18 protein-coding genes are annotated in these 23,345 nt (G+C 45.3%); 14 read left to right on the top strand and 4 right to left on the bottom strand.

What is annotated here, in order from left to right; genetic code table 11:
* Window positions 1-112 precede the first annotated feature (112 nt).
* The 11 genes from HXT56_RS02540 (at window position 113) to HXT56_RS02490 (ending at window position 12,068) form a co-directional block, all read left to right on the top strand.
* Entirely contained in the window at window positions 113-1,174 is a 1,062-nt protein-coding gene (locus HXT56_RS02540; protein ID WP_421778471.1) for an AAA family ATPase, read from the top strand.
* A 5-nt stretch (window positions 1,175-1,179) separates the two neighbouring features.
* Window positions 1,180-2,244, top strand: coding sequence for a DUF58 domain-containing protein (locus HXT56_RS02535; protein WP_421778365.1), 1,065 nt, complete (start codon window positions 1,180-1,182; stop codon window positions 2,242-2,244).
* A gap of 8 nt (window positions 2,245-2,252) precedes the next feature.
* Window positions 2,253-2,777, top strand: coding sequence for a hypothetical protein (locus HXT56_RS02530; protein ID WP_421778470.1), 525 nt, complete (start codon window positions 2,253-2,255; stop codon window positions 2,775-2,777).
* Window positions 2,777-3,913 (top strand): vWA domain-containing protein, encoded by a 1,137-nt coding sequence (locus HXT56_RS02525; protein WP_421778364.1) that lies wholly within the window; start codon window positions 2,777-2,779, stop codon window positions 3,911-3,913. The genes HXT56_RS02530 and HXT56_RS02525 overlap by 1 nt, the downstream gene beginning before the upstream one ends.
* Window positions 3,910-5,037, top strand: a complete 1,128-nt coding sequence (locus HXT56_RS02520) for a vWA domain-containing protein (RefSeq protein ID WP_421778363.1) — start codon at window positions 3,910-3,912, stop codon at window positions 5,035-5,037. Before HXT56_RS02525 ends, HXT56_RS02520 begins: the two co-directional genes overlap by 4 nt.
* Window positions 5,034-5,630 carry a DUF6466 family protein gene (locus HXT56_RS02515; RefSeq protein ID WP_421778362.1) on the top strand — a complete coding sequence of 199 codons (597 nt, stop codon included), beginning with the start codon at window positions 5,034-5,036 and terminating at the stop codon, window positions 5,628-5,630. Before HXT56_RS02520 ends, HXT56_RS02515 begins: the two co-directional genes overlap by 4 nt.
* 119 nt (window positions 5,631-5,749) lie before the next feature.
* Window positions 5,750-5,938 (top strand): hypothetical protein, encoded by a 189-nt coding sequence (locus tag HXT56_RS02510; protein ID WP_116711698.1) that lies wholly within the window; start codon window positions 5,750-5,752, stop codon window positions 5,936-5,938.
* 2 nt (window positions 5,939-5,940) lie between these two features.
* Complete coding sequence (locus tag HXT56_RS02505; RefSeq protein WP_421778361.1) at window positions 5,941-7,596, top strand: esterase/lipase family protein; 1,656 nt, start codon at window positions 5,941-5,943, stop codon at window positions 7,594-7,596.
* A gap of 77 nt (window positions 7,597-7,673) precedes the next feature.
* On the top strand, window positions 7,674-9,116 hold the full coding sequence (gene purB / locus HXT56_RS02500) for an adenylosuccinate lyase (RefSeq protein WP_116711696.1): 1,443 nt from the start codon (window positions 7,674-7,676) through the stop codon (window positions 9,114-9,116).
* 16 nt (window positions 9,117-9,132) lie between these two features.
* Window positions 9,133-11,568, top strand: a complete 2,436-nt coding sequence (locus tag HXT56_RS02495) for a lysylphosphatidylglycerol synthase transmembrane domain-containing protein (RefSeq protein ID WP_421778360.1) — start codon at window positions 9,133-9,135, stop codon at window positions 11,566-11,568.
* A gap of 218 nt (window positions 11,569-11,786) precedes the next feature.
* The gene (locus HXT56_RS02490; protein WP_004119480.1) at window positions 11,787-12,068 is read left to right on the top strand and encodes an HU family DNA-binding protein; all 282 of its coding nucleotides are present in this window, start codon (window positions 11,787-11,789) and stop codon (window positions 12,066-12,068) included.
* Between the two features lie 187 nt (window positions 12,069-12,255).
* Here the strand turns inward: HXT56_RS02490 and HXT56_RS02485 are convergent, their stop codons facing one another.
* From HXT56_RS02485 to HXT56_RS02475, 3 genes are all read right to left on the bottom strand, one after another.
* Window positions 12,256-14,607: a RelA/SpoT family protein gene (locus HXT56_RS02485; RefSeq protein WP_116711694.1), complete on the bottom strand. Its 2,352-nt coding sequence runs from the start codon at window positions 14,605-14,607 to the stop codon at window positions 12,256-12,258.
* 133 nt (window positions 14,608-14,740) lie between these two features.
* Window positions 14,741-15,220, bottom strand: coding sequence for a dUTP diphosphatase (gene dut, locus HXT56_RS02480; RefSeq protein ID WP_250309397.1), 480 nt, complete (start codon window positions 15,218-15,220; stop codon window positions 14,741-14,743).
* Complete coding sequence (locus HXT56_RS02475; RefSeq protein WP_116711692.1) at window positions 15,221-15,514, bottom strand: DUF4193 domain-containing protein; 294 nt, start codon at window positions 15,512-15,514, stop codon at window positions 15,221-15,223.
* 161 nt (window positions 15,515-15,675) lie between these two features.
* Here HXT56_RS02475 and sepH point away from each other — a divergent pair, with 161 nt between their 5' ends.
* The gene (gene sepH, locus HXT56_RS02470) at window positions 15,676-16,908 is read left to right on the top strand and encodes a septation protein SepH (RefSeq protein WP_421778359.1); all 1,233 of its coding nucleotides are present in this window, start codon (window positions 15,676-15,678) and stop codon (window positions 16,906-16,908) included.
* 178 nt (window positions 16,909-17,086) lie between these two features.
* Here sepH and HXT56_RS02465 read toward each other — a convergent pair whose 3' ends face one another.
* The gene (locus HXT56_RS02465) at window positions 17,087-18,364 is read right to left on the bottom strand and encodes an alkaline phosphatase family protein (protein ID WP_421778469.1); all 1,278 of its coding nucleotides are present in this window, start codon (window positions 18,362-18,364) and stop codon (window positions 17,087-17,089) included.
* Window positions 18,365-18,535: 171 nt separating this feature from the next.
* On the opposite strand from HXT56_RS02465, the gene HXT56_RS02460 reads away from it, so the two are divergent.
* Both HXT56_RS02460 and HXT56_RS02455 read left to right on the top strand, forming a co-directional pair.
* A complete protein-coding gene (locus HXT56_RS02460) occupies window positions 18,536-21,196 on the top strand; it encodes a DNA gyrase/topoisomerase IV subunit A (protein ID WP_421778358.1) in 2,661 nt (886 codons plus the stop codon).
* A 112-nt stretch (window positions 21,197-21,308) separates the two neighbouring features.
* Window positions 21,309-23,294 (top strand): PASTA domain-containing protein, encoded by a 1,986-nt coding sequence (locus HXT56_RS02455; protein ID WP_421778357.1) that lies wholly within the window; start codon window positions 21,309-21,311, stop codon window positions 23,292-23,294.
* Window positions 23,295-23,345: the final 51 nt, after the last annotated feature.

Raw genomic sequence — 23,345 nt, 5'->3', positions numbered from 1 at the left:
TCAGTGTAATGCTGATTTTTGCAGGTGTCGGTACTGCATATCGTCTACCATGGGGAACATGGCATTATTTCCACCGCAACCGAAAAAACAATCAACAGGTAGCTCATTAGACATGACTGCTAACCCACTTACAGGTGCATCGGTACTGCAACCTCCTACTGCACACAAGCAGACGCCAACGAGTGTTTCACATGAAGATATACGCCGTTGCCAGCAGATTGCTAACGTTTTGCGCTCGCGTTTTGCGCAGACTTTAGTTGGACAAGAATCATTGCGTGAATCCCTTATTCTTACGCTTATTGCAGGGGGTCATATTCTTATTGAATCTGTGCCTGGTCTTGCAAAAACTACTGCGGCACAAACGCTTGCTACCGCAATGTCGGGAAGTTTCCGAAGAGTTCAGTGCACTCCTGACTTAATGCCGGCTGATTTAGTTGGTACGCAAGTGTTTGATTTTGCGTCGCAACGTTTTACTACGCAAATAGGCCCTATACACGCCAATGTTATTTTGCTCGACGAAATTAACCGCTCCAACGCAAAAACTCAGTCAGCAATGTTGGAAGCTATGGCTGAAGGCGCAACCACCATTGGCGGCGAACGAATTGCTTTGCCTCAACCATACATGGTTATTGCTACGCAGAACCCGATTGAGGAAGAAGGAACGTTTAATCTTCCTGAAGCTCAAATGGATCGTTTTATGGTGAAAGCTGTTATGACCTATCCTCAGCCTGATGAGGAAGTGCGAATGTTGCAGTTGCTCACTCAACGTGGGTCGGATGTTGTGGATCCCGCAACGTTAAGTAGCCAACGTATTAGTTTGCAAGACGTTGTGTTTATGCGTTCCGCAGCACGCCATATTCACGTTTCTGAAGCAGTAATGAAATATGCTGTCGATCTTGTTGCGACTTCTCGTGGCAAGGGCACACACCCACTACCAACTATTAGTTCGCTCGTACGCATGGGTGCTAGCCCGCGTGCATCAATCGCTCTTATTCGCATTGCTCAAGCTCATGCACTACTTTCGGGACGAGACTATGTTATTCCCGAAGATGTGAAGCTTTTTGCGCACGAAGTCCTCAGACACCGTATTCTTTTAACTTTTGAGGCGCTGGCAGATGCTATCAGCACTGATCAAGTTATTGACGCACTGGTAAAGACGGTTCCTGTGCCATGATATCTATGAGTCGAAAACAAGCTGCTCGTAAGCAAAAGACACAATCTTTTAATGCTGCAGTAAGTTTAAAGAATCATGGAAAGATACCATCAATGGTTGCTAATAGTGTGGATCAAATATCGGTATCTTCTCGTATTAGGCGACTGACGTTGTCAAAGCCAGCTGCAGCAGTACGCCGTAAAATTGAGTCTCTAGATCAGCGTATCGATTTACCTATTGCGCGTAAAGCTTTAGGATTGCTAGAAGGTGACCATCCCTCTCATAAGCGCTTCGGCAACGGTGACGTTATTGACATTCATGCTTGGCAGCCTGGAGATGAGGCTCGCATGATGAACTGGTCTGCCAGTGCACGAAGCGGTCAGCCTATGGTTTCCTCACGCGAAAGAACTTCGTCTTCACAAACATGGATTGTGATGGACGCGAGCATCAATATGAATGGAGCTTGCAATTCTCAGGAAACGTTGTATGAGGTTGCTTCTAATGCTGCATGTTTTTTTGCTTTGTTAAGTTTGAAGCGACACGACGCCGTCTCACTACTGTGTGCAGACGGCGACAATTTGCTTACTGTAAAAGCTGCTAGAAATCTTTCAGACTTTGAACGCAATCTTGATTGCACACTATTCAAGGCTCGTAGCAATGCCAGGAATATTGAGGCTTTGATTACTGCTACTGAAAAAACCGCCGGCCGTAACAACCTCATAGTATTTATTAGTGACGAGTACGCTATCAAAGCTCATCATACTGAGCTTTTGAAAAAACTTACGCAAACGCACCAACTGATTGTTGTTTCGCTATGTCCGGTTAATCCTTGCGATCAAACTTGCTCAATGCTGTTGCACGATGGCGTAACTTTGCGCAAAATCCCTGCTTTTTTGCAAAATCAGTACACTAAGAAGGAAATTGAAGCGCGCAGGGAAATGAACAACAATGCTTTGCACGACATGTTACTTAACGCCAACACTTCACTTATTTGCGGGAAAACAAGCGAAGAAGTATTCTATGCGGCCGCAAAAGTCATAAGTCAAACTTCAACTCGCAGTGTCTCCCTGTTACGCAAGGAGGACGAATAGTAGTGAGTATGTCACAAATTCACGGTCAACTCCACGACGAAACATTATTCGTAAGCCTTTTAGCAGCGACCTTGCTAGTAATAATTATCGCGGGCGTATTGTTGTACTTTACCTTCAAGAGATCGACGACGCTGAGCAATAATTCTCACGCTACACAAGACGCTGTGCACGTTCACAATGCTCATAAACAAGCATGGCGCAAAGAAATAGATAATATTGTGCAGCAATACAATCAAAACGAGTTGAGCCAAGATCAAGCTTGCGCACAATTAGCAGCTGTGGCAAGAACTTACGTTTCCCTGTTGAGTGGGGAGGATATTAATACGCACACGTTGGGCGAATTAAGTTCACTTCGTCTTAAATGGCGTAACAAAAAAGGTGCCGATATGTTGCGACAAACCATAGCAGCATTGTATCCTCCGGAATTTGCAGACAGTGAAGAAAACGAGCAGGCGCGAAATACCAGTGTTGAGCAGGCTGCTGGCTGGGTGTTGGCGTTACTCGAGGGGTGGAATGCCAGGGGGCAACGCTGATGAGTAAAAATTGGTGGGAAGCATTATGGCCTTGGAAATGGCAGTGGCCACTACTTTTGGTTGCAGGAGTAGTTTTGAGTGCAGTGCTTATCGGTTTAGTACTCGTATGCGATATGCTGCATGAAAGAAAGCTTAAAAAACAGTATCGCGAGCATCAGCACAGTGAGAGTAACAACTTTTATACTTTTACACTTGACGACGATTTACAGGGTGCTGTTACGAGTCGCATTTGGCATGAGTGGCGCATAATGAAACGTTGCGCAAGTGTTATGCTTACAATTTCGCTGGTTGGTGCTCTTGTAACTGCTGCCAGACCAGCTCGAGTGCTGAATGCCGACGAACAAGTAAGCTCTCGCGATATAGTGCTTTGCTTAGACGTTTCCGGATCTGCCCTCCCCTACGATCGCGAAGTTATCCAAGCGTACCTCAATTTTATTGAGCATTTTCAAGGTGAACGTATTGGACTCAGCATTTTCAACTCGACGTCAAGAACTGTTTTCCCACTTACTGACGATTATCGTATGGCAAAAAAGCAGCTGCAATATGCCGCTAACCTACTTGGCGGCGTTCAATCGCAAAATCGTATTGATCATTTGCAAGAGCGTCAGTATCAGCAGATTTCAGATTGGCTTGACGGTACGCAAAATCGTAAAAATGCAACGTCGCTTATTGGAGATGGTTTAGTTAGTTGTGCTGCGATGCTACCGGGATTTATTTACGGCTCCGCTCATAACGCTCGCAAAGTTCAAAGCAGGTTTAATCGCAGCGCTTCTATAGTTCTTGCTACCGATAATGTAGTTTCTGGTAAGCCAACATATTCTTTGAAACAGGCTTTAGACTTAACTGCTAGAGCTCGAATACGGGTTGACGGATTATATTCCGGAGCAAAACAAAACGAGAACAGCGATACTACTCTCGAAATGAAAAATCTTATCGAATCTCAAGGCGGTGTCTTCCTAACGCAACATGACACGGATTCGGTGCTTACGCTGGTAAAAGAAATCGAACGGAGGCGTAGCACGATTCCTCACGGGAATATGCAATCTGCTTTTAGTGACGATCCAGGAATATGGGTGCTGCTCACTATTGTCAGTTTGTTAATTTGGCTTGCCCTTTCAAAGAGGATAAAGCGATGAGTATAACAATGTTTTCTACCGCATCGTTACTAAATTTGGCACAATTGCGTGCTTCTGATACTTCGCAAGCCGGGCAACTTGTGCTCGCTCCTTCCTACGGATGGATTGTTGCAGGGATTGCAATACTTCTGCTATTTGCTGCAATCTGCTTCGAAATAGTGCCGTTACGCAGGAACCTGACACTTACTAATGAAACGTTAGCAATGCGAATACGTCGAATCGTCATTTGCTTACTGCTTATGGTTTGCGCACTTTCTCCTAGCGTTATGCGAGCAACATTACAGCGTGCAGTCAATGCTACCAACGTGATTATTGCCCTCGATATTACCGGTTCAATGCGAGCTAATGATGCGCAATATGGTCACGATGGTCGCATGACGCGTATTGACGCTGCTCGAAAAGTAGTAAAGCAAATCACGAAATCCTACGCTAACGCAAGCTATGCTGCAATTTCCTTCGGAGCATCAACCTGTGTCGATGTGCCATTAACACCAGATGCTAAAGCCGTAGACAATTGGATAGATACGCTTCGTACGGAACCAACCAACGTAGCGCAAGGAACAAGTCTTGACGCGCCTATTGACCAAACGTTACTTACCGCAAAAGCTATTCACGACGCTCATCCTGACGACACCACCGTCTTATATGTAATAAGTGATGGCGAAGAAACAACTCAGCGCAAACGACGCACATTCTCATCATTGCGAGGCTATATTACGCATGCCTTCGTTATTGGCGTAGGCTCTGCTCAAGGCGCTCGCATACCGATAGGTCGTACAGAACTTACGTTGGACGACGATAGCACAGATCAGAACACTGATGCGAGTGAATCAAAAGACTGGGTTATTGATCCCTCAACAGGCAAGCCTGGCATTTCAAAACTGGATGAGAAAAATCTGCGCAACATAGCAGACGAGTTAAGCGGAAAATACGTACATATAGTGCGTAACGCAACGATTGGCGGTGAAGCAAAATCTATTCTTTCTCACCAATGGCGCATGAACGAAACCGCTAAACCTCGTTTGAGGCCGGAACCTGTTATTTGGCCATTTGCGGCACTTGCGGCGGCTTTATTACTGTGGGAACTTGTAGCGTGGCTTATTACATCGAGGAAATTAGTATGAAGCGTATATCTAAACGCGTAATAATACGCATTGTTGCCTCTCTTTGCATACTTGTTGCAATAGTAGTTGCGTACTACGCAATTGTGAATTGGCGAGCGCAATGCACGTATAACGCTGCAACTAATAATCTTATTGCCAATATGAAAGCTGCCAGGAGTATCGACAGTGACAAAGAGGTTTTGTTGACGCAGCAGCAACAAACTAATGCGCAATTTGAAGAGGCGCGTGCGCAGCGGATAATACTTATGCCGAAACTAGTAAGCAATATTGATCATAACGCCGCATTGTCTTATGAACTTACTGCTTTGTTGAAGAAAAAAATTTATAATGAGCATACGTCTTCATCTCAACGCAAGAACCAGCAGCAGCGTCAGAACGGTACTCAGTCTTCCCAACGTTCTCAACCTTCTCAGCAGAATAAGGATTCTCAAACACAGCAGGATCCGCGATTAAACGATGAGCAGCGCAATAAGGTAGAACACTTGTTGCAGCAAAATAATCATGTTGACCAGCAATCGTTGCAGGACGAGCGTAATCAAGAAAAGACAACGAAACGTACACAAAGTGGCGATGAAGATACTAAGCCTTGGTAAAGTGCGTTGCTGGTGTTGTTGAAGTAGGATTTTCCTAGCGCAGCGTTCGTGAGAAAGCTTTTATCCACAATGCCTATTTTTTCGTGACATTACTTAAATTAGTGTGTGTAATACTATGTATGAACACATATTATGAATGGCAGTGGCTTATACAAAACACTCAACAATGCGCCAGGAGAATTCTTAGCGAATCCACGGCGCCAGAATTGCATGATTGGCAAGGTCTTGCTGCCGAGCATTTTCGGCGACAAATGCAAAATCTTGCGCGTCAAGCTCGTACGCTCTACGACGTTCGTGGAGGTATGTAGTTATGCCTTGGAAAGTTAAATCGACGGTTGTGGGCGGAGTAAAACTTGCTACCGCAACAAGTCATGCGTACACCGGTTTTGCTAGAAAACTGTATTGCATTGCGCAAGAGTTAGCGTCGTTAAGTTCGTCGTGGCATCATGCAGCTATGGTTATTGCAAGTCAAAGCACGGCATTGCAATCGGCGGCAAACAATACCGTAGGCAAGTATCCGTCGTCAGTGTTTACTGCACATGCTGCGCGGTCTAAATTGACGCCAAGTTTGTGCACTCACTATGCGCAGCAATGTAGCCATTTGTCGCATGTTGTAGAAGATTTAGCCTCTCTTATTATTCGTGCGAACAATTTGTATGCTAATGCTGAAGCGGCCGCTAGGGAACGATTCGATCAGCAGGTTGCACTAGTAACGCTTTTGGCACCTTGGATTGCAACACCTATTATTGGTGGTGCTGTTATTGCGGGTGCAAATGACGCTCGACAACATACCGGTTTAAAGCATGTTGCTAAATGGTCGCATGCGACAGCTCCTCTTCAGCAAGGAGTAATTCGTGGTCTCAGTCAGCATATAATGTTGAATCCTATTACTGGGCTTCCTATTTTTCTTGCAGGAAGTGCTCAAGGTACCCACGGTAAAATCGCACCAAATCTGAAGGGTACTGTCAAAAATAATCCTATAGCTCAAGCTAAGCAGTATGCTAAGCGGTACGTGACTTCCCCAGTTCCAACCGTTGCTGGTGCGTTAAGTCTTGTCACCGCTAAAATTAACAACCTTATGCAAGGTGATACTCTGCATCTTACTAAGATTGAGCAGTTTTCGCGCAATCCTCAGTTCGTTCTTACGAAAAAAGGTGCCACTTTGGGTGAGGCGCTCGATAACTTAACTGAGTTAGCTGATGGGAATTTTGGAGTGCATCCTCCTCGCGTCAATCCGGATGCCGCAACCATTGCTGTTCAACGTTTTAAGCGTGCTAATGGTACTACGTCTTGGTTGGTTACAATACCAGGAACTGACGGGAAGCCTCACTCCCCGTTCGGGTGGGAACAAAATTTGGAAGCAATGAGTAATGCTGCTTCCATGCGAAAGCAAGCTGATAGTACGAGGATGGTTGTTGAAGCTATGCGTCGTTCCGGAATTAAGCCGCAGGATCCTGTAGTTTTAGTCGGACATTCACAGGGTGGTATTGTTGCGGCAAGCATTGCAAGCGATTATGCAAAGCAGTACAACATTAAGCATGTGGTCACTGCCGGTTCTCCTATTGCTAATCATCCTATTCCTAAGCGCACATGGGTTACGAGTATTGAAATGGAGGATGAGCTTGTGCCAACGCTTGATGGCAAAAACAATCCTATGAGGAAAAACTGGATTACTATTCATGGTCGTGCTACGCAGGTTCGAGGAGCTCAACGCATGTCTCCTAGTGGAGTAGCGCGCTTTATAGGAGGGCCGCGAGTTAAGCGGAAATTTGATGAAAACGGCGTACTTGTGGAGGATGTGCCAGAAGAAGGAACTCTCACCCACGATTTGCACTACCATAAAGCGGCGTATGAAGATGCATCGCAATTAGGTTCTGCAGCAATACGGTCGCAAGAGCAGCATTTTCAGAACACGATTCGCGGAGAGCTTCAAAGTACCTTCGTGTGGCAGGGAGTCATGCGATGAGGCGTAATTGTAAGTGTGCAAGTGTACGATGCGCAATGCGCAATGCCTAATTCGTGGCATGTTGTAATCTTGCAATTATGAAGCTTACTGATATTTCTCCTGCAATAGCTCTTACTCCCCTCGATGGTCGTTATCATAATCAAACTTCAGCGCTTGTTGAATATTTAAGTGAGCCTGCGTTAAATCGCGAGCGCATGCGCGTTGAAGTTGAGTGGATGATTCTTCTTGCTAATGGTTACGAAGGGAATCATTACAAGCCTATCGTTAACGGTGTTGCCCCTCTTACTGAGGAAGAGTGTGCGTACTTGCGTTCTATTCCTGAGGAGTTTGATTCTGCTGGTATTGCTCGCCATGCAGCACATGAAGCGGTGACGCATCATGATGTTAAGGCGGTTGAATATTACATTGATGATGCGCTTGATGCAGCTGAAAGTAAGCTTAATCATGCGACGCAATTGTCTTCTTTAAAGACTCTTGTGCATTTTGCGTGTACGAGTGAAGATATTAATAATCTTTCTATTGCGCGTTGTGTAAAGCAAGCGGTCGCGATGGTGTATCGTCCTAACTTGGAAGCAATAGTTAATTATTTGGTTGAGCACGCAAAAGAGTACCGTGATCTGCCAATGTTGTCTCTAACTCATGGTCAGCCTGCTACTCCGACTACGCTGGGTAAGGAATTGGCTGTGTTTGCGTACCGTTTGCAGCGCCAGCTTCGTCATCTTGATATTCAGGAGTATTTAGGCAAGATTAATGGTGCTACTGGTACTTTTGGTGCGCATTTAGCAGCATTCCCTGAGGTTGATTGGGTTGGCGTGTCACGAGAATTTGTTGAGAATCGTATGGGTCTTGACTGGAATCCTTTGACTACGCAAATTGAAAGCCACGATTGGCAGGCCGAGTTGTACAGCACGGTGAGTCATATCAACCATATTTTGCATAATCTTGCTGTAGATGTGTGGATGTACATTTCTCGCGGCGTGTTTGTGCAGGTGCCGGTAAAGGGTGCCACTGGATCTTCTACTATGCCACACAAGGTTAATCCTATTCGTTTTGAGAATGCCGAAGCAAATCTTGAGATTTCTTGCTCATTGTTTGATACGTTGTGTGCAACGCTTACGGAAAGCCGCTGGCAGAGGGATCTTACTGATTCGACTACGCAGCGAAATATTGGTTCTGCTTTTGGTTATGCTCTTCTTGCGCTGAATAATCTTTTGGGAGGATTGAATTCTATTCATCCTAACGCTGATTTTATGGCTCAAGAATTGGACGATAATTGGGAAGTGCTTGGCGAGCCGATTCAAACTGCTATGCGTGCTGAAGAAATTGCTGGCGTCCCTGGAATGGAGCGTCCTTACGAGCAGGTGAAGGAATTGATGCGTGGTCGCCATATTTCGCACGATGATGTTGAGCAGTTTATTGCTTCTCGTGGTTTTGATGAGGCTACTACTGCCCGATTGCAATCGATGACTCCTGCTTCTTATACCGGTTTTGCTTCACGATTGGTGGATTTTATTCAATAGGTAGTCGATAGCGATTATGCAGTCTCAAGTCAATCCCAATCTTATTATTGAGGACACTCAACCGAGTTTAGTGCGCAATTGGGCGGATTTGCTGTACGCACTTTCGTCGGTAGTAATTGGTGTGCTCACTATACTCACTAGCATGTGGTTCTCTGCGACTACTGCTGGAGTTGAAATTGATGCCCGTAGTGCCGGTAAAATTATTGGCTTCATGTTTAATGGCGTTCCTTGTGCGCTTATTCAGCAAGCACTTACGCTTATTGTTGTTGCTGAAGTTATTGCCTACATGATTACTGCTAAACGTTGGGTTGATACTGCACTGTCTGTTATTACGCTATTTATAAGTTACGGTGCGGTTTGGCTGTTGTCTGGTGCGTTGTCTGCAACGCATTATGCTCCTTTGCTTCAAGTGTTTCATTCTCAGCCTACGTCAGCGTGGACTGATTTGTTGCCGGATATGTATGCGGTTTTGGTTGCTTTTCTTACGGTGAGTGGACCTCGACGTGAGTATAAGCACGTCAGATGGGGCTGGAATGCCTTGTTTATTGTTGCTGCAATCCTGTTGCTTTCCTCTTGGGATTCGTATCCGGGAGTTATTGTTTCATGCTGTTTAGGAAGGGCTATTGGAACGCTTTTCCGTTTTGCTAAGGGAACGCGAAGCAAGGGTGCTTGGGGCGATGATATTGTTCTTGCGTTGAAAAATATTGGCATTGATAATCTGACACAATTATCGCGTAGAACTCAGCAGGATGATCATACGGGTGTGCTTCGGTCAAGTTTAGATGATGATTTGATTGAGAATTCTAGGCTGTACGATGCCACCGATATTCATTCAATGCGTTATGTGATTTCTGTATTGGATAATCAAGTGCACTTGCCGGGATATTTGAACCAGTTATGGCAATGGGTTCGTTTGGTTGATATTCCTACTAGGCGTGACCGTTCGGCTCGCCATTCTGTGCACCATCATCTTTCTATGTTGCTGGTGTTGCGCAACCTGCATTTACCTACAGCTAACGTGTATGGCGTAAGTGATAGCGATAAGTCTTCTATTATGGTGTTTCACGCGTCAAATGCCTTACTGCCGTGCAATCTTAATACGTTAACGGTTGATGATGCTGCTCGCCTTATGCGTTATCTTGATGCTGCAAACGTGCGCGGTATTACTCATAGGCGTATCACTCCTGAAACGCTTGCCCGTCTTGAAGATGGCACTCCTGTTATTGCTGGATGGCAGAATGGCGATGTTGCGAGCGATGTGACGAATATTGCGCTCGATAAAGTACAGTTATTAACGCTTATTGCTGCCTGCACTGATACCGAAACTGCTATTAAGGCAGCGTTGGATTCGTGGGGTGCAGATAAGCTCGCCGAAATTTTGCCATTTATGCAGAAAGCTGCTATTCCAGCTTCTACTAGGGCACTTCCTTCGTGGAATAAGCAAGTTTTTAAGCACTTGTGCGATAATCTTGGCAAAACAGTGGCGCTACATACGGATGAAGAGGACTACGATACTGTGCGGCTTGCACGCTTTAGCATCCGGTTCTTTGTGAGCCTTGTGCTTACGATTGTTGCTATTGCGGTTGTAATCACTCAGTGGAATCCTCAGGAAGTGTTTGCCGCATTGCGTCACGCAAACGATGTTATGGTACTTATGTGCTTTGTTTGTAGCATGCTTGCTTGGCTTGGTTCTTCTATTACGCTTGGCTCCTTTATGGATGATCAGAAACCTTCTCCAGCGGCACTTTTTGCTTCGCAAGTTGCTTCCGGCTTTACTGCCGTTTCTATGCCCGCTGGAGTTGGTCCTGCTTTTGTTAACGTACAAGTGTTACGAAAAAACGGTTATACTTCAGCTCAGGCGACAGCGATTACTAGTGCTGTATGGCTTATCCAAGCTTTGATGACTACTCTAGTTCTTCTTGCTATAGGTATTTTTACTGGAAGAAACGTGCTTTCCGGTATGATTCCAACGCACATGCTTATTGCTGCGATTGGTATTATTACGCTTATTCTTTGTACTCTTATGGCCATTCCGGCTGCTCGTAAAGCTATTCGCAAACGTTATTTACCAATTCTTTCTGATTATGGTCGCCAAATTAAAGAGCTAGTATCGCGCCCACTTCAGCTTGTTACAGGATCTTTTGGCGCTTTTATGCTGGTTACTTCTATAGGATTAGGCTATTGGATTGCGCTGCTTGCTTTTGGATATTACGCTAACCCTTGGGAGACCGTGTTACTTTTTCTGCTTGCGAATACTGCAGGTTCTGCAATACCTACACCGGGTGGTTTAGGTGCGGTTGAGGCTTCGCTTACTTTTGCTTTCACTTCAGTGGGCGTCCCCCCTACTATCGCATTGTCTGCTACTCTGTTGTATCGACTCATGTTCTACTGGGTGCGTATTCCTATGGGTGCTCTCGCTATGAAATGGCTCAGTAGTCGCGATCTTATATAACGATCTCGTAGTAAACAATATTGTAGTTTTTCTAAGAAATACGCCATTTTTTTAGTACTTTGTAACCGTTACGGGGGTACTTTTTGTATTTTTGCGAAAAATTAGGAAAAATATAGGGAAAAATATAGGAAAAAGGCCACATTTGTAGGGAAAATGTACTAATATCAAGTATGAACGTGGCCTTGTAAAGTTAAGGCCCCTAACACAAAGGATGCTGCATGGCATACAACAAGTCTGATCTCGTTTCGAAGATCGCACAGAAGTCCAACCTGACCAAGGCGCAGGCCGAAGCCGCCGTCAACGCATTCCAGGATGTGTTCGTTGAGGCTTTGCAGTCTGGTGAAGGTTTGAAGCTCACTGGTCTGTTTTCCGCAGAGCGCGTAAAGCGCGCTGAGCGCACTGGCCGCAACCCGCGTACCGGTGAAACCATCAAGATTCCAGCATCTTACGGCGTGCGTATTTCTGCTGGCTCTTTGTTAAAGAAGGCTGTTACTGCCTGAAATGAGGCGTTGACACTCATCTAGTGTCAGTATGTGCAGAAAATTAAGAAGGACGTTCCGAAGCTGGAGCGTCCTTCTTATTATGCGCATGTAGTTTTGGGCTATGGCCCCTGGTTTTTAAGATAACAGGTATCAAAAAACGGGGACGCGAGTTAACGCAGCCCCTGTAGTTTTCGTAGTTTTCCGTTTAAATGTCTCCGCGTTCCATCTTTCGCAAACGCGGCTCCGCACTATCTTTTGCACCCGTAATTCGATACACGTCAAAAACGCCTTCAATCTTACGGATAGCAGCCAAAAGCGTGTTTAGATGCTGCGGATCAGCCATTTCAAAAGTAAACTGGCTGGTTGCTACACGATCGTCACCAGTTGCAATCGTTCCAGAAAGAATATTTACTCCATGATCTGAAAGAACCCTAGTAACGTCTGAAAGCAAGTGTTGACGATCCAACGCTTCCACTTGAACTTTCACCAAGAACAATCCCTTGTCGCTAGTCCACTGCACAGGAATAACGCGTTCAGGCTGAGTTTTTTGCAAATCAATCATATTCTGGCAGTCGGTGCGGTGCACAGATACGCCCTGGTTGCGCGTAATAAATCCAACGATGTTGTCTCCAGGAACAGGCATGCAGCAGCGAGCAAGTTTTACCCACACATCTCCAACGCCTTTAACTGACACTCCTAATGCCCCATTAGACTTGCGATTGTGTTCTACGCGACGAAGAGGCAATGCCTCCTGCTCGACTTCCTCCGCAACTTCGTCCGCTCCAGCGTCTTTAACTAATCGCGAAATAACATTTTGAGTAGAAACTTGTCCTTCGCCAATAGCAGCGTATAAGGATTCCACATTCGTTGGCAAATTCAATTCGTCAGCAACGCCAATTAAGGCCTGCTGAGTCATCAAAGTAGTCAGAGGCAAGTTTCGCTTACGCATAGCGCGAGTTAGCTCGTCTTTGCCCTCTTCAATCGCCTCAGAGCGGCGTTCCTTGCTAAACCATTGACGAATCTTATTGCGAGCGCGAGGGCTTTTTACAAAACTTAGCCAATCTCGAGATGGTCCGGCAGTATCCGATTTTGAAGTTAATACCTCAACAGTGTCGCCGTTCACAAGTTTGGTATCGAGTGGCACCAAACGTCCGTTAACGCGCGCACCCATCATACGGTGACCGACTTCTGTGTGCACTGAGTAGGCAAAATCTACAGGAGTGGCATCTTGAGGCAACGCAACAATACGGCCTTTTGGAGTAAACACATACACTTCAGAGGCGCCAAGATCTTGTTTTAACGAACCCAAAAACTCGTCAGAATCGGGGGTTTCACTCGTCCACTCGGCAAGCTGCTGAATCCACTTAAGATTATCAGCTTCACTCAATTCTCTGCGGTCTTCAAGCTCACCTTCGCGTTTGCGATCGTCACTATCCGGCTTGCTTAACGCTCGCCCAGCTTGACCATTAGCCTTATACTTCCAGTGCGCTGCAATACCAAATTCTGCTCGCCTGTGCATGTCCCAGGTGCGAATCTGAATTTCTACAGGCTTGCCACCAGGACCGACAACCGTAGTGTGTAAGCTTTGGTACATATTAAGCTTAGGAGTTGCAATATAGTCTTTAAAACGTCCAGGAACAGGACTCCAACGTGCGTGAACGGCACCAAGCGCAGCATAACAATCACGAATTGAATCGACAATAATGCGCACGCCAACCAAGTCATAAATGTTAGCAAAATCGTGTCCGCGCACAATCATCTTCTGATAAATTGAGAAATAATCTTTTGGACGACCCTTTACTGACGCTTTTACGTGCTGCTCAGCTAAATCGGCATTGATTTCTTCAAGGATTTGACGCAAATAGACTTCACGCTGTCCTGCTCTGCGCGCTACCAGGACCACAATTTCGTTATAAATTTTTGGATAGAGGACTTTGAAACTCAACTCTTCAAGCTCGGTTTTAATAGCGTTCATACCGAGACGGTTTGCGAGAGGAGCGTATACGTCGAGGGTTTCACGAGCTTTTTTATGGGAGCTTGCTGGTTTAACATAACGCCAAGTGCGAGCATTGTGTAAACGGTCAGCGAGTTTAACAACTAGCACGCGCACGTCGCGACTCATTGCCACAACCATTTTACGAATGGTTTCAGCTTGGGCGCTTTCGCCATATTCCATTTTTGATATTTTGGTAACGCCGTCTACTAAACCGGCCACCGTGTCGCCAAATTCTGCGCGACATTCTTCAAGCGTATAATCGGTATCTTCTACCGTGTCATGTAATAAGCCTGCTGCAACAACAATCGGTCCCATACCAAGATCGGCAAGAATTTGAGCAACCGCAAGAGGGTGAATAATGTATGGCTCTCCAGATTTTCGACGCTGTCCAGTATGTTGCTTCACTGCGCGATCATAAGCGCGGTGAAGAATACTCATGTCTTCGTCTGGATGGTGCCACTGGCACATATTCAATATTGGTGACAGCGGGTTACGGGAATCCTCACTGATTTCGCATCCAAGCCTATGAGAACCTTTCACATCGTCTTGAAGTTCACCCATCGCGACCACCTCCTGATTTGTTTACTATCCTACCCTCAAATGTGCGCAAGATATACCAAATCGCACATACAAATCAAATAAACACATACAATAAATCCGACTCAGCACATAACTGGTCGGATTTATGATGCTATTACTGCACTCCTGTTGAACCGAAACCTTTATCGGATCTATCAGAATCAGGCAACTTTTCAGCTGGAATAAACTGCGCTTCTACGTAACGTTGAATTACCATTTGTGCAATACGATCACCACGGTGGAATTGCACGGTATGTTCAGGATCAAGATTAATAAGAGGAACTTTAATTTCTCCTCGATAACCTGCATCGACGGTTCCAGGAGCGTTCAACACAGTGACGCCCTGTTTGGCAGCAAGACCAGAACGAGGGTGCACTAAAGCAACGTAGCCAGCAGGTAGTGCAACGGCAACACCCGTTGGCACTAAAGCACGCTCAAAAGGACGCAACGTAACATCCTCAGTAGTGCGTAAGTCGGCACCAGCATCTCCAGCGTGAGCATAACAAAGCGGTGGCAGTGTAGGCGTTTCATTATCGAGATACCGAATAAGCACCTCAACCTGTTCGGGGCCAGTGTAGGTCTCGTCGTATGCCATTTAAGCTGCGCACTCCTTGCAAACCGGCTGTCCGTCAGCAGTAGTTTCAGCCAACTGACTACGATGCTTCACTAAGAAGCATTCGGAACAAATAAATTCGTCGCCCTGCATAGGAATCACGGTTACTGAAGCATCTTCGTTACTTAAATCAGCACCCGGCAATTCGTAATCTTCAGCAATAGCGTTTTCATCATCATCAATGTCATTGGATGTACTCTGGGAGCTTTTACTCAAAGCCTCCAACGACTCCTCATCCTCATCCTTGCTACGAGGAGAATCATAATCCTGTGCCATTATGGTCCTTTCGTTTATTAAAGCTACCTACGCGCATAGCATACATGAACGCCACCCCGCATAGAATACTCTCTTTTTATCCTATTTAGAATGGTACAGAATGCAGTGTATGGACTAAAGTATATACATGGTATTGTTACAAGCGAAGAAAGTGGTGCACAATGCTTGAAAATCCGCCAAAAGAGGCGAGTTTCGATCATGTGGACGCGAACGGCGATTTAATTTTTATTTGCGAAAACACGCCGTTACGTGTTCAGGTGGACGACACGCTGGAACGCGCTATCGCTGAATCTCAACAGATTATTCGTAAGAACGGCGATGAACACAATGAGACAAATTCTCACGCGTCTGCTACGCCAGTTACGGCGACTTTGCCGATTTCACAAATTCAAGCGTTGATTCGCGCAGGCGTGGACCCTTCACATGTTGCGCAACGCTACAACGTCAGTGAGGCGCAGGTTCGACGTTTTTCTGCCGGCGTTGAAACAGAAAAACAGTATGCTATAGAACAATTCCTTCTCGTTCCTGCACCAAAGCAAAGCAATATGCGTACGCTTGCCGATCTCATTGAAAGAACGCTTGCTAAAGCTCACATAGGAATGGAAACCGTCACTTGGCGTGCAACACGACGCGGATTAGAACCATGGCGTATAACAGCTACCTTCAAAACCGCAACTCGCACTATCAAAGCTGAGTGGACGTGGAATATGCATGACAACACGGTGACGTGTGCTAATCCTTCTTCAAGACTTCTTCTGGGAGAAGACGCCAACGCTTCAGAGGCTGCTAAGCAAGCAGCTTACGGTGGAAACTACCGTGATACTGTAAGCATTAATTTCCCATTTACTAGCGAAGAGCTACCTGGAAATTCAATTCGTTCGGCACGAATCGAACGCGCTGTATCACAGTGGGAACTTAGAAACAGTGATAAACTTTCTGAAATTCAGCAAAACACTCCAGCATACGAGCAGCGCAATGATCTGCAAGAAGAAAACAGTGCCGTTGAAACTGACGTCAAAACTGCTCGCACAGCATCTCCTTTGACGGAAAGCAAAACCGAAAAACAAGCCGCTAACAATGCTGAACAAGGTGACGTACCATCGCAAGAAGCTGAACGCGCGAAGCAAAGCGCACTCGCTGCCCAAAGTAACGCGGCACAACAGTCGCTAGCACAAAAAGTGCAGCAAGCAGAACAAGCTGACGCTCGCCGTGAGAAAAAAGAAAAAGAAGCAACGAGCGACCGTACTGTTTCAACGTCTCAAATATCAGCAAAAAATGCTGACCGCGTTCAGGAAGCGCCGTCAAACGAAAAATCTTCTAGCGAACACACCAAACGTAAAAGCGGGAGGGCTGCCGTACCAAGTTGGGATGAAATCCTATTTGGAGAAGGCTGAGTAAGTACCCTTTCGAAAAACGTTTGTTCTCTAGCTATAACAATTTTCGCTATAACAATTGTTGTGTGGCATCCTCACTTTGGGTGCCACACAATTATATTTCGGGAAAATCAACCAAATTACGGGTTAATTCTCTAATCAAACCAAATTAAACACAATCAAACTAAATCAAACTAAATCAAACTAAATCAACCAAGCACGGAATATCCATCTCCAAATGCGTTAGAGATCCGTGAACACTTGGAAGACTCATAGCTTTTTCAGTTTGCGTACGCGAATCAACAATAGTGCAAGCGCCTCGGGCCTGCACCAAAACGTCACCTAATACAGCCTCAGCGCGCTCACAAACGCAACCAAAAACTCCATCCGCAATGGCTTCCTTCTTAGTCCTCACTAAAGCACGGTCCCCTAGGACGGTATTCCACCGGTTAGCTACTTCCTCTACCTCAACACCATCCTTCACATACACCATTACCGAACGCGGCTCTCCCCCAATCATGGCAACATCACGCATCAAATCAGCCTGCTTAGCAATGTCAACGCAAGCATCAGGATCCGTTTGAATCATCCCATGGTCGGCAGCAATAACAATGACGGTACCAGGAGCGCAATTGCGCTGCAGCAAACGCAACTGCTCATCAACCTGCTCAAAAGCCGCAACCCACTGCTCAGAATCCCAACCATAATTGTGACCAACTTTATCTGTATCACGCAAATACAAGTAGGTCAGCCCAGGCGATTTCGTACTTGCCGCAGCCTTCATAATACGAGCTCGAGGTGTGCCAGCCGTAACATAGTGAGCGCCACGAAAAGCAGCCTGAGTAAGCGGAGAATGTTCAAACTTCGCTAAGCTCACACTGTCTACACGAACACCTTGAGCAACAAGACTTTCAAAAAGAGTAGGCTGCTGCTGCAAAACTAGAGGATCCGGCGCATCCTTAAACTGAATCAACTGAGCAAGATTACCAGTCTGCGCATTTTTCTGCGTATAACCAGTCATACATGTAAGACCTGGGCAAGTGCCAGTACCAAAAGTGGCCATCGCTGCAACCGTAGTGCTCGGTACACACGTGCTAATAGGACGCTGATTGATTGGTTCGTTAAGCAAAGAACGCAGATAAGGGGCGTGCCCCTGACGCATAAGAATATTCCAGTAACCCAAGCCGTCAACAAGTACAACAATTGCGGCACGAGCTTTCGGAATGCCGAGAGATTCGCGAAGGAAACCCGGATTCTTGTGTACAGCAGTGCTCACCGGAGCGCCGATAACATCACTAAGCGCAGGAAGAAGAGAAGAAATATGAAGCGCGCCACCTCGCTGCTGTATAGGATTTGACGCATGATTTCGATGCGAATCTTCAGAAATTTGAGAAACTTCAACATCACAAAAATCACCGTAGGTAACGTTATCTACAAACTGAAACAGCTCTTTTTTTGACGGCACATCAACACTCATACTCACTATTGAACCACTGACACCGCATCGCAAACGACACAACAATGAATCATTACTGCTCAGCAACACAAAATAAGCGAGCAAGCCCGCGCAAATATCACCTGTCACATGCGATTGTGCATAGAAATTGCTAGTATTGAGAGCCGTAAAGTCATTCAAGGAGTTCAGAATATGCCTTCACGCCGTCATACAACGCAACCAGCTTTCGACCCTAGAAAAGTAAAAGAGCATATTGTTGAAACACCATTAAATGAGGAAATGAGCAAATCGTTCCTCGAATACGCTTACTCTGTTATTTACGCGCGAGCGCTACCAGACGCTAGAGATGGCATGAAACCAGTGCAACGACGCATCGTGTACCAAATGGGCAACATGAACCTTACTCCGGAACACGCGTATATGAAATCTGCTCGCGTTGTTGGCGAAGTTATGGGTAAACTGCACCCTCACGGAGACTCAGCAATATATGAGGCCATGGTGCGTTTGGCGCAACCTTTTTCATTGCGATTGCCGTTAGTTGACGGCCACGGTAACTTCGGTTCGCTTGACGACGGTCCTGCAGCCTCTCGATACACGGAAGCACGTTTAGCTCCAGCAGCACTTGGCATGAATGCTGATATTAACGAAAATACGGTTGACTTTACCCCAAACTACGACAACAAACTCAAGGAGCCAACAGTACTGCCAGCTGCGATACCAAACCTGCTGGTAAATGGCGCTTCCGGTATTGCCGTTGGCATGGCCACCAACATGGCAACGCACAATCTTGGCGAAGTTGTTGCAGCAGCACAATACGTGATGAAACATCCTAACGCCACCCTCGACGACCTCATGAAATTGGTACCAGGACCAGACTGGCCGGGCGGAGGCATTATTATTGGACGAAGCGGAATCCGCGAAGCATACGAAACAGGACGAGGAGCTTTCACTACCCGTTCAACCACGCATATTGAAAATATTACCGCTCGCAAAAAAGCAATTATTGTTACTGAACTTCCGTTTATGGTAGGTCCCGAACGAGTCCTCGAACGTATTTCCCAAGGCATAAAAGCTAGAAAACTTGACGGCATCTCAGGTGCAATCGACCTCACCGACAGGCATAACGGCACACGTCTCGTCATAGAAATTAAAACAGGCTTCGACCCTAATGCCGTACTCGCACAATTATTTAAGCACACTCCACTGCAGGAAAGCTTCACAATTAACAACGTTGCGCTAGTAGACGGCAGGCCTCGCACTATGGGACTAAAAGAACTACTCGACGTGTGGATAGCACACCGCAGGACCGTAGTTCGCAGGCGCAGCGAATTCAGACGCACCAAAGCTCAAGAACGACTGCACTTAGTAGACGGTTTGCTACTCGCATTACTCGATATTGATGAAGTTATTCAAGTTATCCGATCCTCAGATGATGCGGACGCAGCCAAAGCTAAGCTGATAACAGTATTTGATCTTGACGATATTCAAGCCCAGTACATTCTCGATTTACGTTTGCGCAGACTTACTAAAATGAGTCGCATCGAACTCGAAAGCGAACGGGAAGATTTACTGAAAAAAATCGACGAACTCAACCAAATCTTAGGATCTGAAGCGGAACTTGACCGCGTTGTTATAGCAGATATGAATGAGGCGGTGCGTCAATGGGGTACTCCGCGCAGAACAGTCCTCCTAGACGAAACAGAAGACGGTAGTTTCGTACCCGTAGAAACCAAGGGAAGTAAGCACAATGAAGAAGTAGCGTTGAAAGCTGTACAATCAGCAAACAAGCTAACTTCAGCACAGGCAGACATTGCAGCAGCAAACGCAGCCCTTAAAGCCGGGGAAACGGAAGCTGCTTCCGTAGCACTACAGTTAAGTGACGAACCTTGTGCCGTAGCATTAAGTACTTCAGGAGTCATTGCGCGAACAAGCGTGGAAATATTAGAACATTGGAAAGAGCATAGAGACAACGTATTCGACACTCCTTGCGCATCAATGTTCGCCACAACCACTCGCTCAACATACGCTCTTATTACTTCAGCAGGACGCTTAGTTCTTGCACACGTTGCAGATCTCCCCCAGATCAATGTTGAAGAAGGAAAACCAGCCTTGCTTACGCGCGGCGTAATAGCGCAAGAACTCCTCGCTTCAACAGAAAGTACTGAACCAGTTGCAAACGAGCGTGTTATTTCAGCAATGCCATTAGACACTGCCGAATCTCCTACTCCACTAGCTTTAGGAACCAGCAATGGCGTAGTAAAACGTTGGAATGGTGAATCACCAACAACTATGGATTCTTGGAGCATTATTGATCTTAAAGATGGCGATACAGTAGTTTCGGCAGCGCCGGCACGAGACGACGATAGGCTCGTGTTTATTAGTACTGATTCTTCGCTGCTCACTTTTGAAGCGAAACAAGTTCGCCCACAAGGTCGCACCGCAGGCGGTATGGCTGGCATTCGCTTAGCAGAAGGCGAAAGCGTGGCAGCGTTTGCAGTAGTGCCACACGAAGATATTGAATGGCATTATGAAGAAGGAGAAAACGGGCTTTTCTCCGCATCTGGCACAGTCGTGTTCACCGTAGCTGGAGACAGTGAGGCACTGCCTGGTACCGAAAATGGTGCTGCAAAACTTACACCTTTCGACATGTACCCAACAAAGGGACGTGGAACCGGCGGCGTGCGCTCGCAGCGCTTCCTCAAAGGACAAGATACACTGATTCACGCATACGTTGGGTATTATCCGCTTCAGGCTGTTACTGCTAAAGGAAACCGAGTGGAATTGCCTAAACCAGATATGCGCAGAGATGGTTCCGGCACCGAGCTTGTGTCTCCAATTGCACATATTGGTTAGACGCCTTGCTTTTGAATTAATCAAACAAGACGAATATAAATAAACCGATATGAATATAAACCGTAATATAATAAACAATAAATTTTATAAAGGAAAGTGAGAGGGAGCGATTATGGCATTTTGCACTAATTGTGGCAACAGTATAAAGGATGACGCAAAGTTTTGCGAACATTGCGGTTCACCTAACGAACTGTACGAAAATAGGTCTATACAAACTCAAGTAAACGAACAAGTGCAAAATTACTCAGGTGAACAAGCGCAAAATTACTCAGAAAATAGTAATGAAACGTATGCAACACAACAACCAGAAGAAACACTTGTTCTAAATATTAAGCAGGATACTTTTGCACAGCAGCCAATTCTTACTGAAGATACGACTAACAATCAGAATAGTTGGCAAGAACAGATTAATAGTAACGAGCAAGTAGTTAAGGAAGAATATAGGGATAATAGCGTAGGTAGCGCAGATACAGTAGATAAAAACGAGGAAAAGAAGCATAACAAAACGGCTTTAATTGTACATATTATTTGCACAGTAATTATTGCCGCTATAGCTGTTACCGCTGGAGTAATTTACTACTTTACCCAAGTAAACTCACGTTCAAATATGATTACAGTTCCAGTAATCAAAGTTGCAAATGCTCAAGAAGCAGCAACAAAATTACGCGCAACAGGTTTCACGGTGCGAGTTGTGCAAGAACCAAATCGACGCAAAAAAGGATCCTTTGTATCATTAAAAGGTGTTAAATCCGGTACGCAAGTCAAGTCTTCCACTACTGTAACCGTCGTTGAATCTCTCGGTCCTGGAATGCCTAAAGACGTTGTTGGAAAAACTTTAGAAAGTATCACCAGCGAAGTAAAAGCTATGGACTTGCCTGTAAAAGTGTACGAAGTTGCTGCAACTTCAAAACCAGGTACCGTTGTTGCAACCTATCCTTTGCCTGGTCAGGCTTTTGAAAAATCTGGTGACGATGATGCAATGCGCATTGCGGTAGGCGTACACAGTGATAAGAACGTTATTCCTGTTGATATTTTCGGTAGAAGTAAAGATGAAGCAAAAAATAAACTTGCAAATTATGGCATAAATAATATTGAGTTTAAGCCAAGATTCTCTTCTCGAAAACTTATTGGTAAAATTGTGGCCTCCTACCCTGCTTTGGGTAGCGAGGTTACAGAAGAAAACGAAAAAGTTACACTATATTATGGTATTGATGCTAAAGATACTAAGAACTCTCTTACAACACCTATAACAGGTACTAATTGGGATTCATCAGATTTACCGCCAAGCACGCGTCTAGCAAATAATCTTGGACCAATGGCCGGAGAATGGTGTACAAATTCTGGGAAATGCATATATTTGAATGAATATTATCCGAATAACGACAATCATTCATATTCAGACGTTTTACTAGAAGATCATCCCATGAAACTTCGCAGTGTTGATGAATTACCAGAAAAAACTCGCATTAATGACGAAGATCTATCACTTACTAATTTCTCACAAGACATATCTGGAGCAATTTTATTTGATCCTAAAGTTCCAGAAGATGATATGATGAAAAATCATTTGCTATCTGGAGATACTGGAGCGGCCGAATTTTATGAAGGATCTGATTTACCGTCTTGTGGAAAAGTAAATGGATTTGCGGGAGCGCCTGCTGCTTTCTGCGTTCATGGTAAATTTGTCAATATAACGGATAATCCTGACCAATTTGATGAGAATGGCCAATATCTGGGTTCTCAAGACGATATTGGCACTGGTTTAGTTTACAGAATGCAAGATTTCTTCGTATTAATACCAGTCAACGCTAAACTAGAAGAACTTGAAAAAAGTGGCTACTTTAGAGGTACTGGTAAGCATACTCCAGATTTAAATCGTCCGTTTATTTTGCGTAGAGATCCAAAGCTTTATAGCAAGACAGAGATTCCTATTCCTGATGATAGGGAGCCTGGACCAGATAATGATACAAGCCCATTTGTTCCAACCAAAAAACATAAGGCAATACCTTTTGCTCCTGCGCCAGATGATGACAACGCTTACTACAAAGTTGAAAATCCGGTTAATTGGTCGGATTTTCACAATGCAAAAACCTTATAATTTGCCAATATCGTTTGAATGATTTGCAGAATATAGTTTAAAATCGCATAT

The organism is Gardnerella nova, from assembly GCF_049244055.1.
In the GTDB taxonomy this organism is placed as follows: Bacteria; Actinomycetota; Actinomycetes; order Actinomycetales; family Bifidobacteriaceae; genus Bifidobacterium; species Bifidobacterium vaginale_H.
Note: the sequence above shows the minus strand (reverse complement) of the source record. Positions and strands in the feature narration are given on the sequence as shown.

What these genes read in the sequence shown, in the direction of transcription:
- HXT56_RS02540 (WP_421778471.1), top strand. Translation starts at nt 113, where the DNA reads ATGACTGCTAACCCACTTACAGGTGCATCGGTACTGCAACCTCCTACT.
- HXT56_RS02535 (WP_421778365.1), top strand. Translation starts at nt 1,180, where the DNA reads ATGAGTCGAAAACAAGCTGCTCGTAAGCAAAAGACACAATCTTTTAAT.
- HXT56_RS02530 (WP_421778470.1), top strand. Translation starts at nt 2,253, where the DNA reads ATGTCACAAATTCACGGTCAACTCCACGACGAAACATTATTCGTAAGC.
- HXT56_RS02525 (WP_421778364.1), top strand. Translation starts at nt 2,777, where the DNA reads ATGAGTAAAAATTGGTGGGAAGCATTATGGCCTTGGAAATGGCAGTGG.
- HXT56_RS02520 (WP_421778363.1), top strand. Translation starts at nt 3,910, where the DNA reads ATGAGTATAACAATGTTTTCTACCGCATCGTTACTAAATTTGGCACAA.
- HXT56_RS02515 (WP_421778362.1), top strand. Translation starts at nt 5,034, where the DNA reads ATGAAGCGTATATCTAAACGCGTAATAATACGCATTGTTGCCTCTCTT.
- HXT56_RS02510 (WP_116711698.1), top strand. Translation starts at nt 5,750, where the DNA reads ATGAACACATATTATGAATGGCAGTGGCTTATACAAAACACTCAACAA.
- HXT56_RS02505 (WP_421778361.1), top strand. Translation starts at nt 5,941, where the DNA reads ATGCCTTGGAAAGTTAAATCGACGGTTGTGGGCGGAGTAAAACTTGCT.
- purB (WP_116711696.1), top strand. Translation starts at nt 7,674, where the DNA reads ATGAAGCTTACTGATATTTCTCCTGCAATAGCTCTTACTCCCCTCGAT.
- HXT56_RS02495 (WP_421778360.1), top strand. Translation starts at nt 9,133, where the DNA reads ATGCAGTCTCAAGTCAATCCCAATCTTATTATTGAGGACACTCAACCG.
- HXT56_RS02490 (WP_004119480.1), top strand. Translation starts at nt 11,787, where the DNA reads ATGGCATACAACAAGTCTGATCTCGTTTCGAAGATCGCACAGAAGTCC.
- HXT56_RS02485 (WP_116711694.1), bottom strand. Translation starts at nt 14,607, where the DNA reads ATGGGTGAACTTCAAGACGATGTGAAAGGTTCTCATAGGCTTGGATGC.
- dut (WP_250309397.1), bottom strand. Translation starts at nt 15,220, where the DNA reads ATGGCATACGACGAGACCTACACTGGCCCCGAACAGGTTGAGGTGCTT.
- HXT56_RS02475 (WP_116711692.1), bottom strand. Translation starts at nt 15,514, where the DNA reads ATGGCACAGGATTATGATTCTCCTCGTAGCAAGGATGAGGATGAGGAG.
- sepH (WP_421778359.1), top strand. Translation starts at nt 15,676, where the DNA reads ATGCTTGAAAATCCGCCAAAAGAGGCGAGTTTCGATCATGTGGACGCG.
- HXT56_RS02465 (WP_421778469.1), bottom strand. Translation starts at nt 18,364, where the DNA reads ATGAGTGTTGATGTGCCGTCAAAAAAAGAGCTGTTTCAGTTTGTAGAT.
- HXT56_RS02460 (WP_421778358.1), top strand. Translation starts at nt 18,536, where the DNA reads ATGCCTTCACGCCGTCATACAACGCAACCAGCTTTCGACCCTAGAAAA.
- HXT56_RS02455 (WP_421778357.1), top strand. Translation starts at nt 21,309, where the DNA reads ATGGCATTTTGCACTAATTGTGGCAACAGTATAAAGGATGACGCAAAG.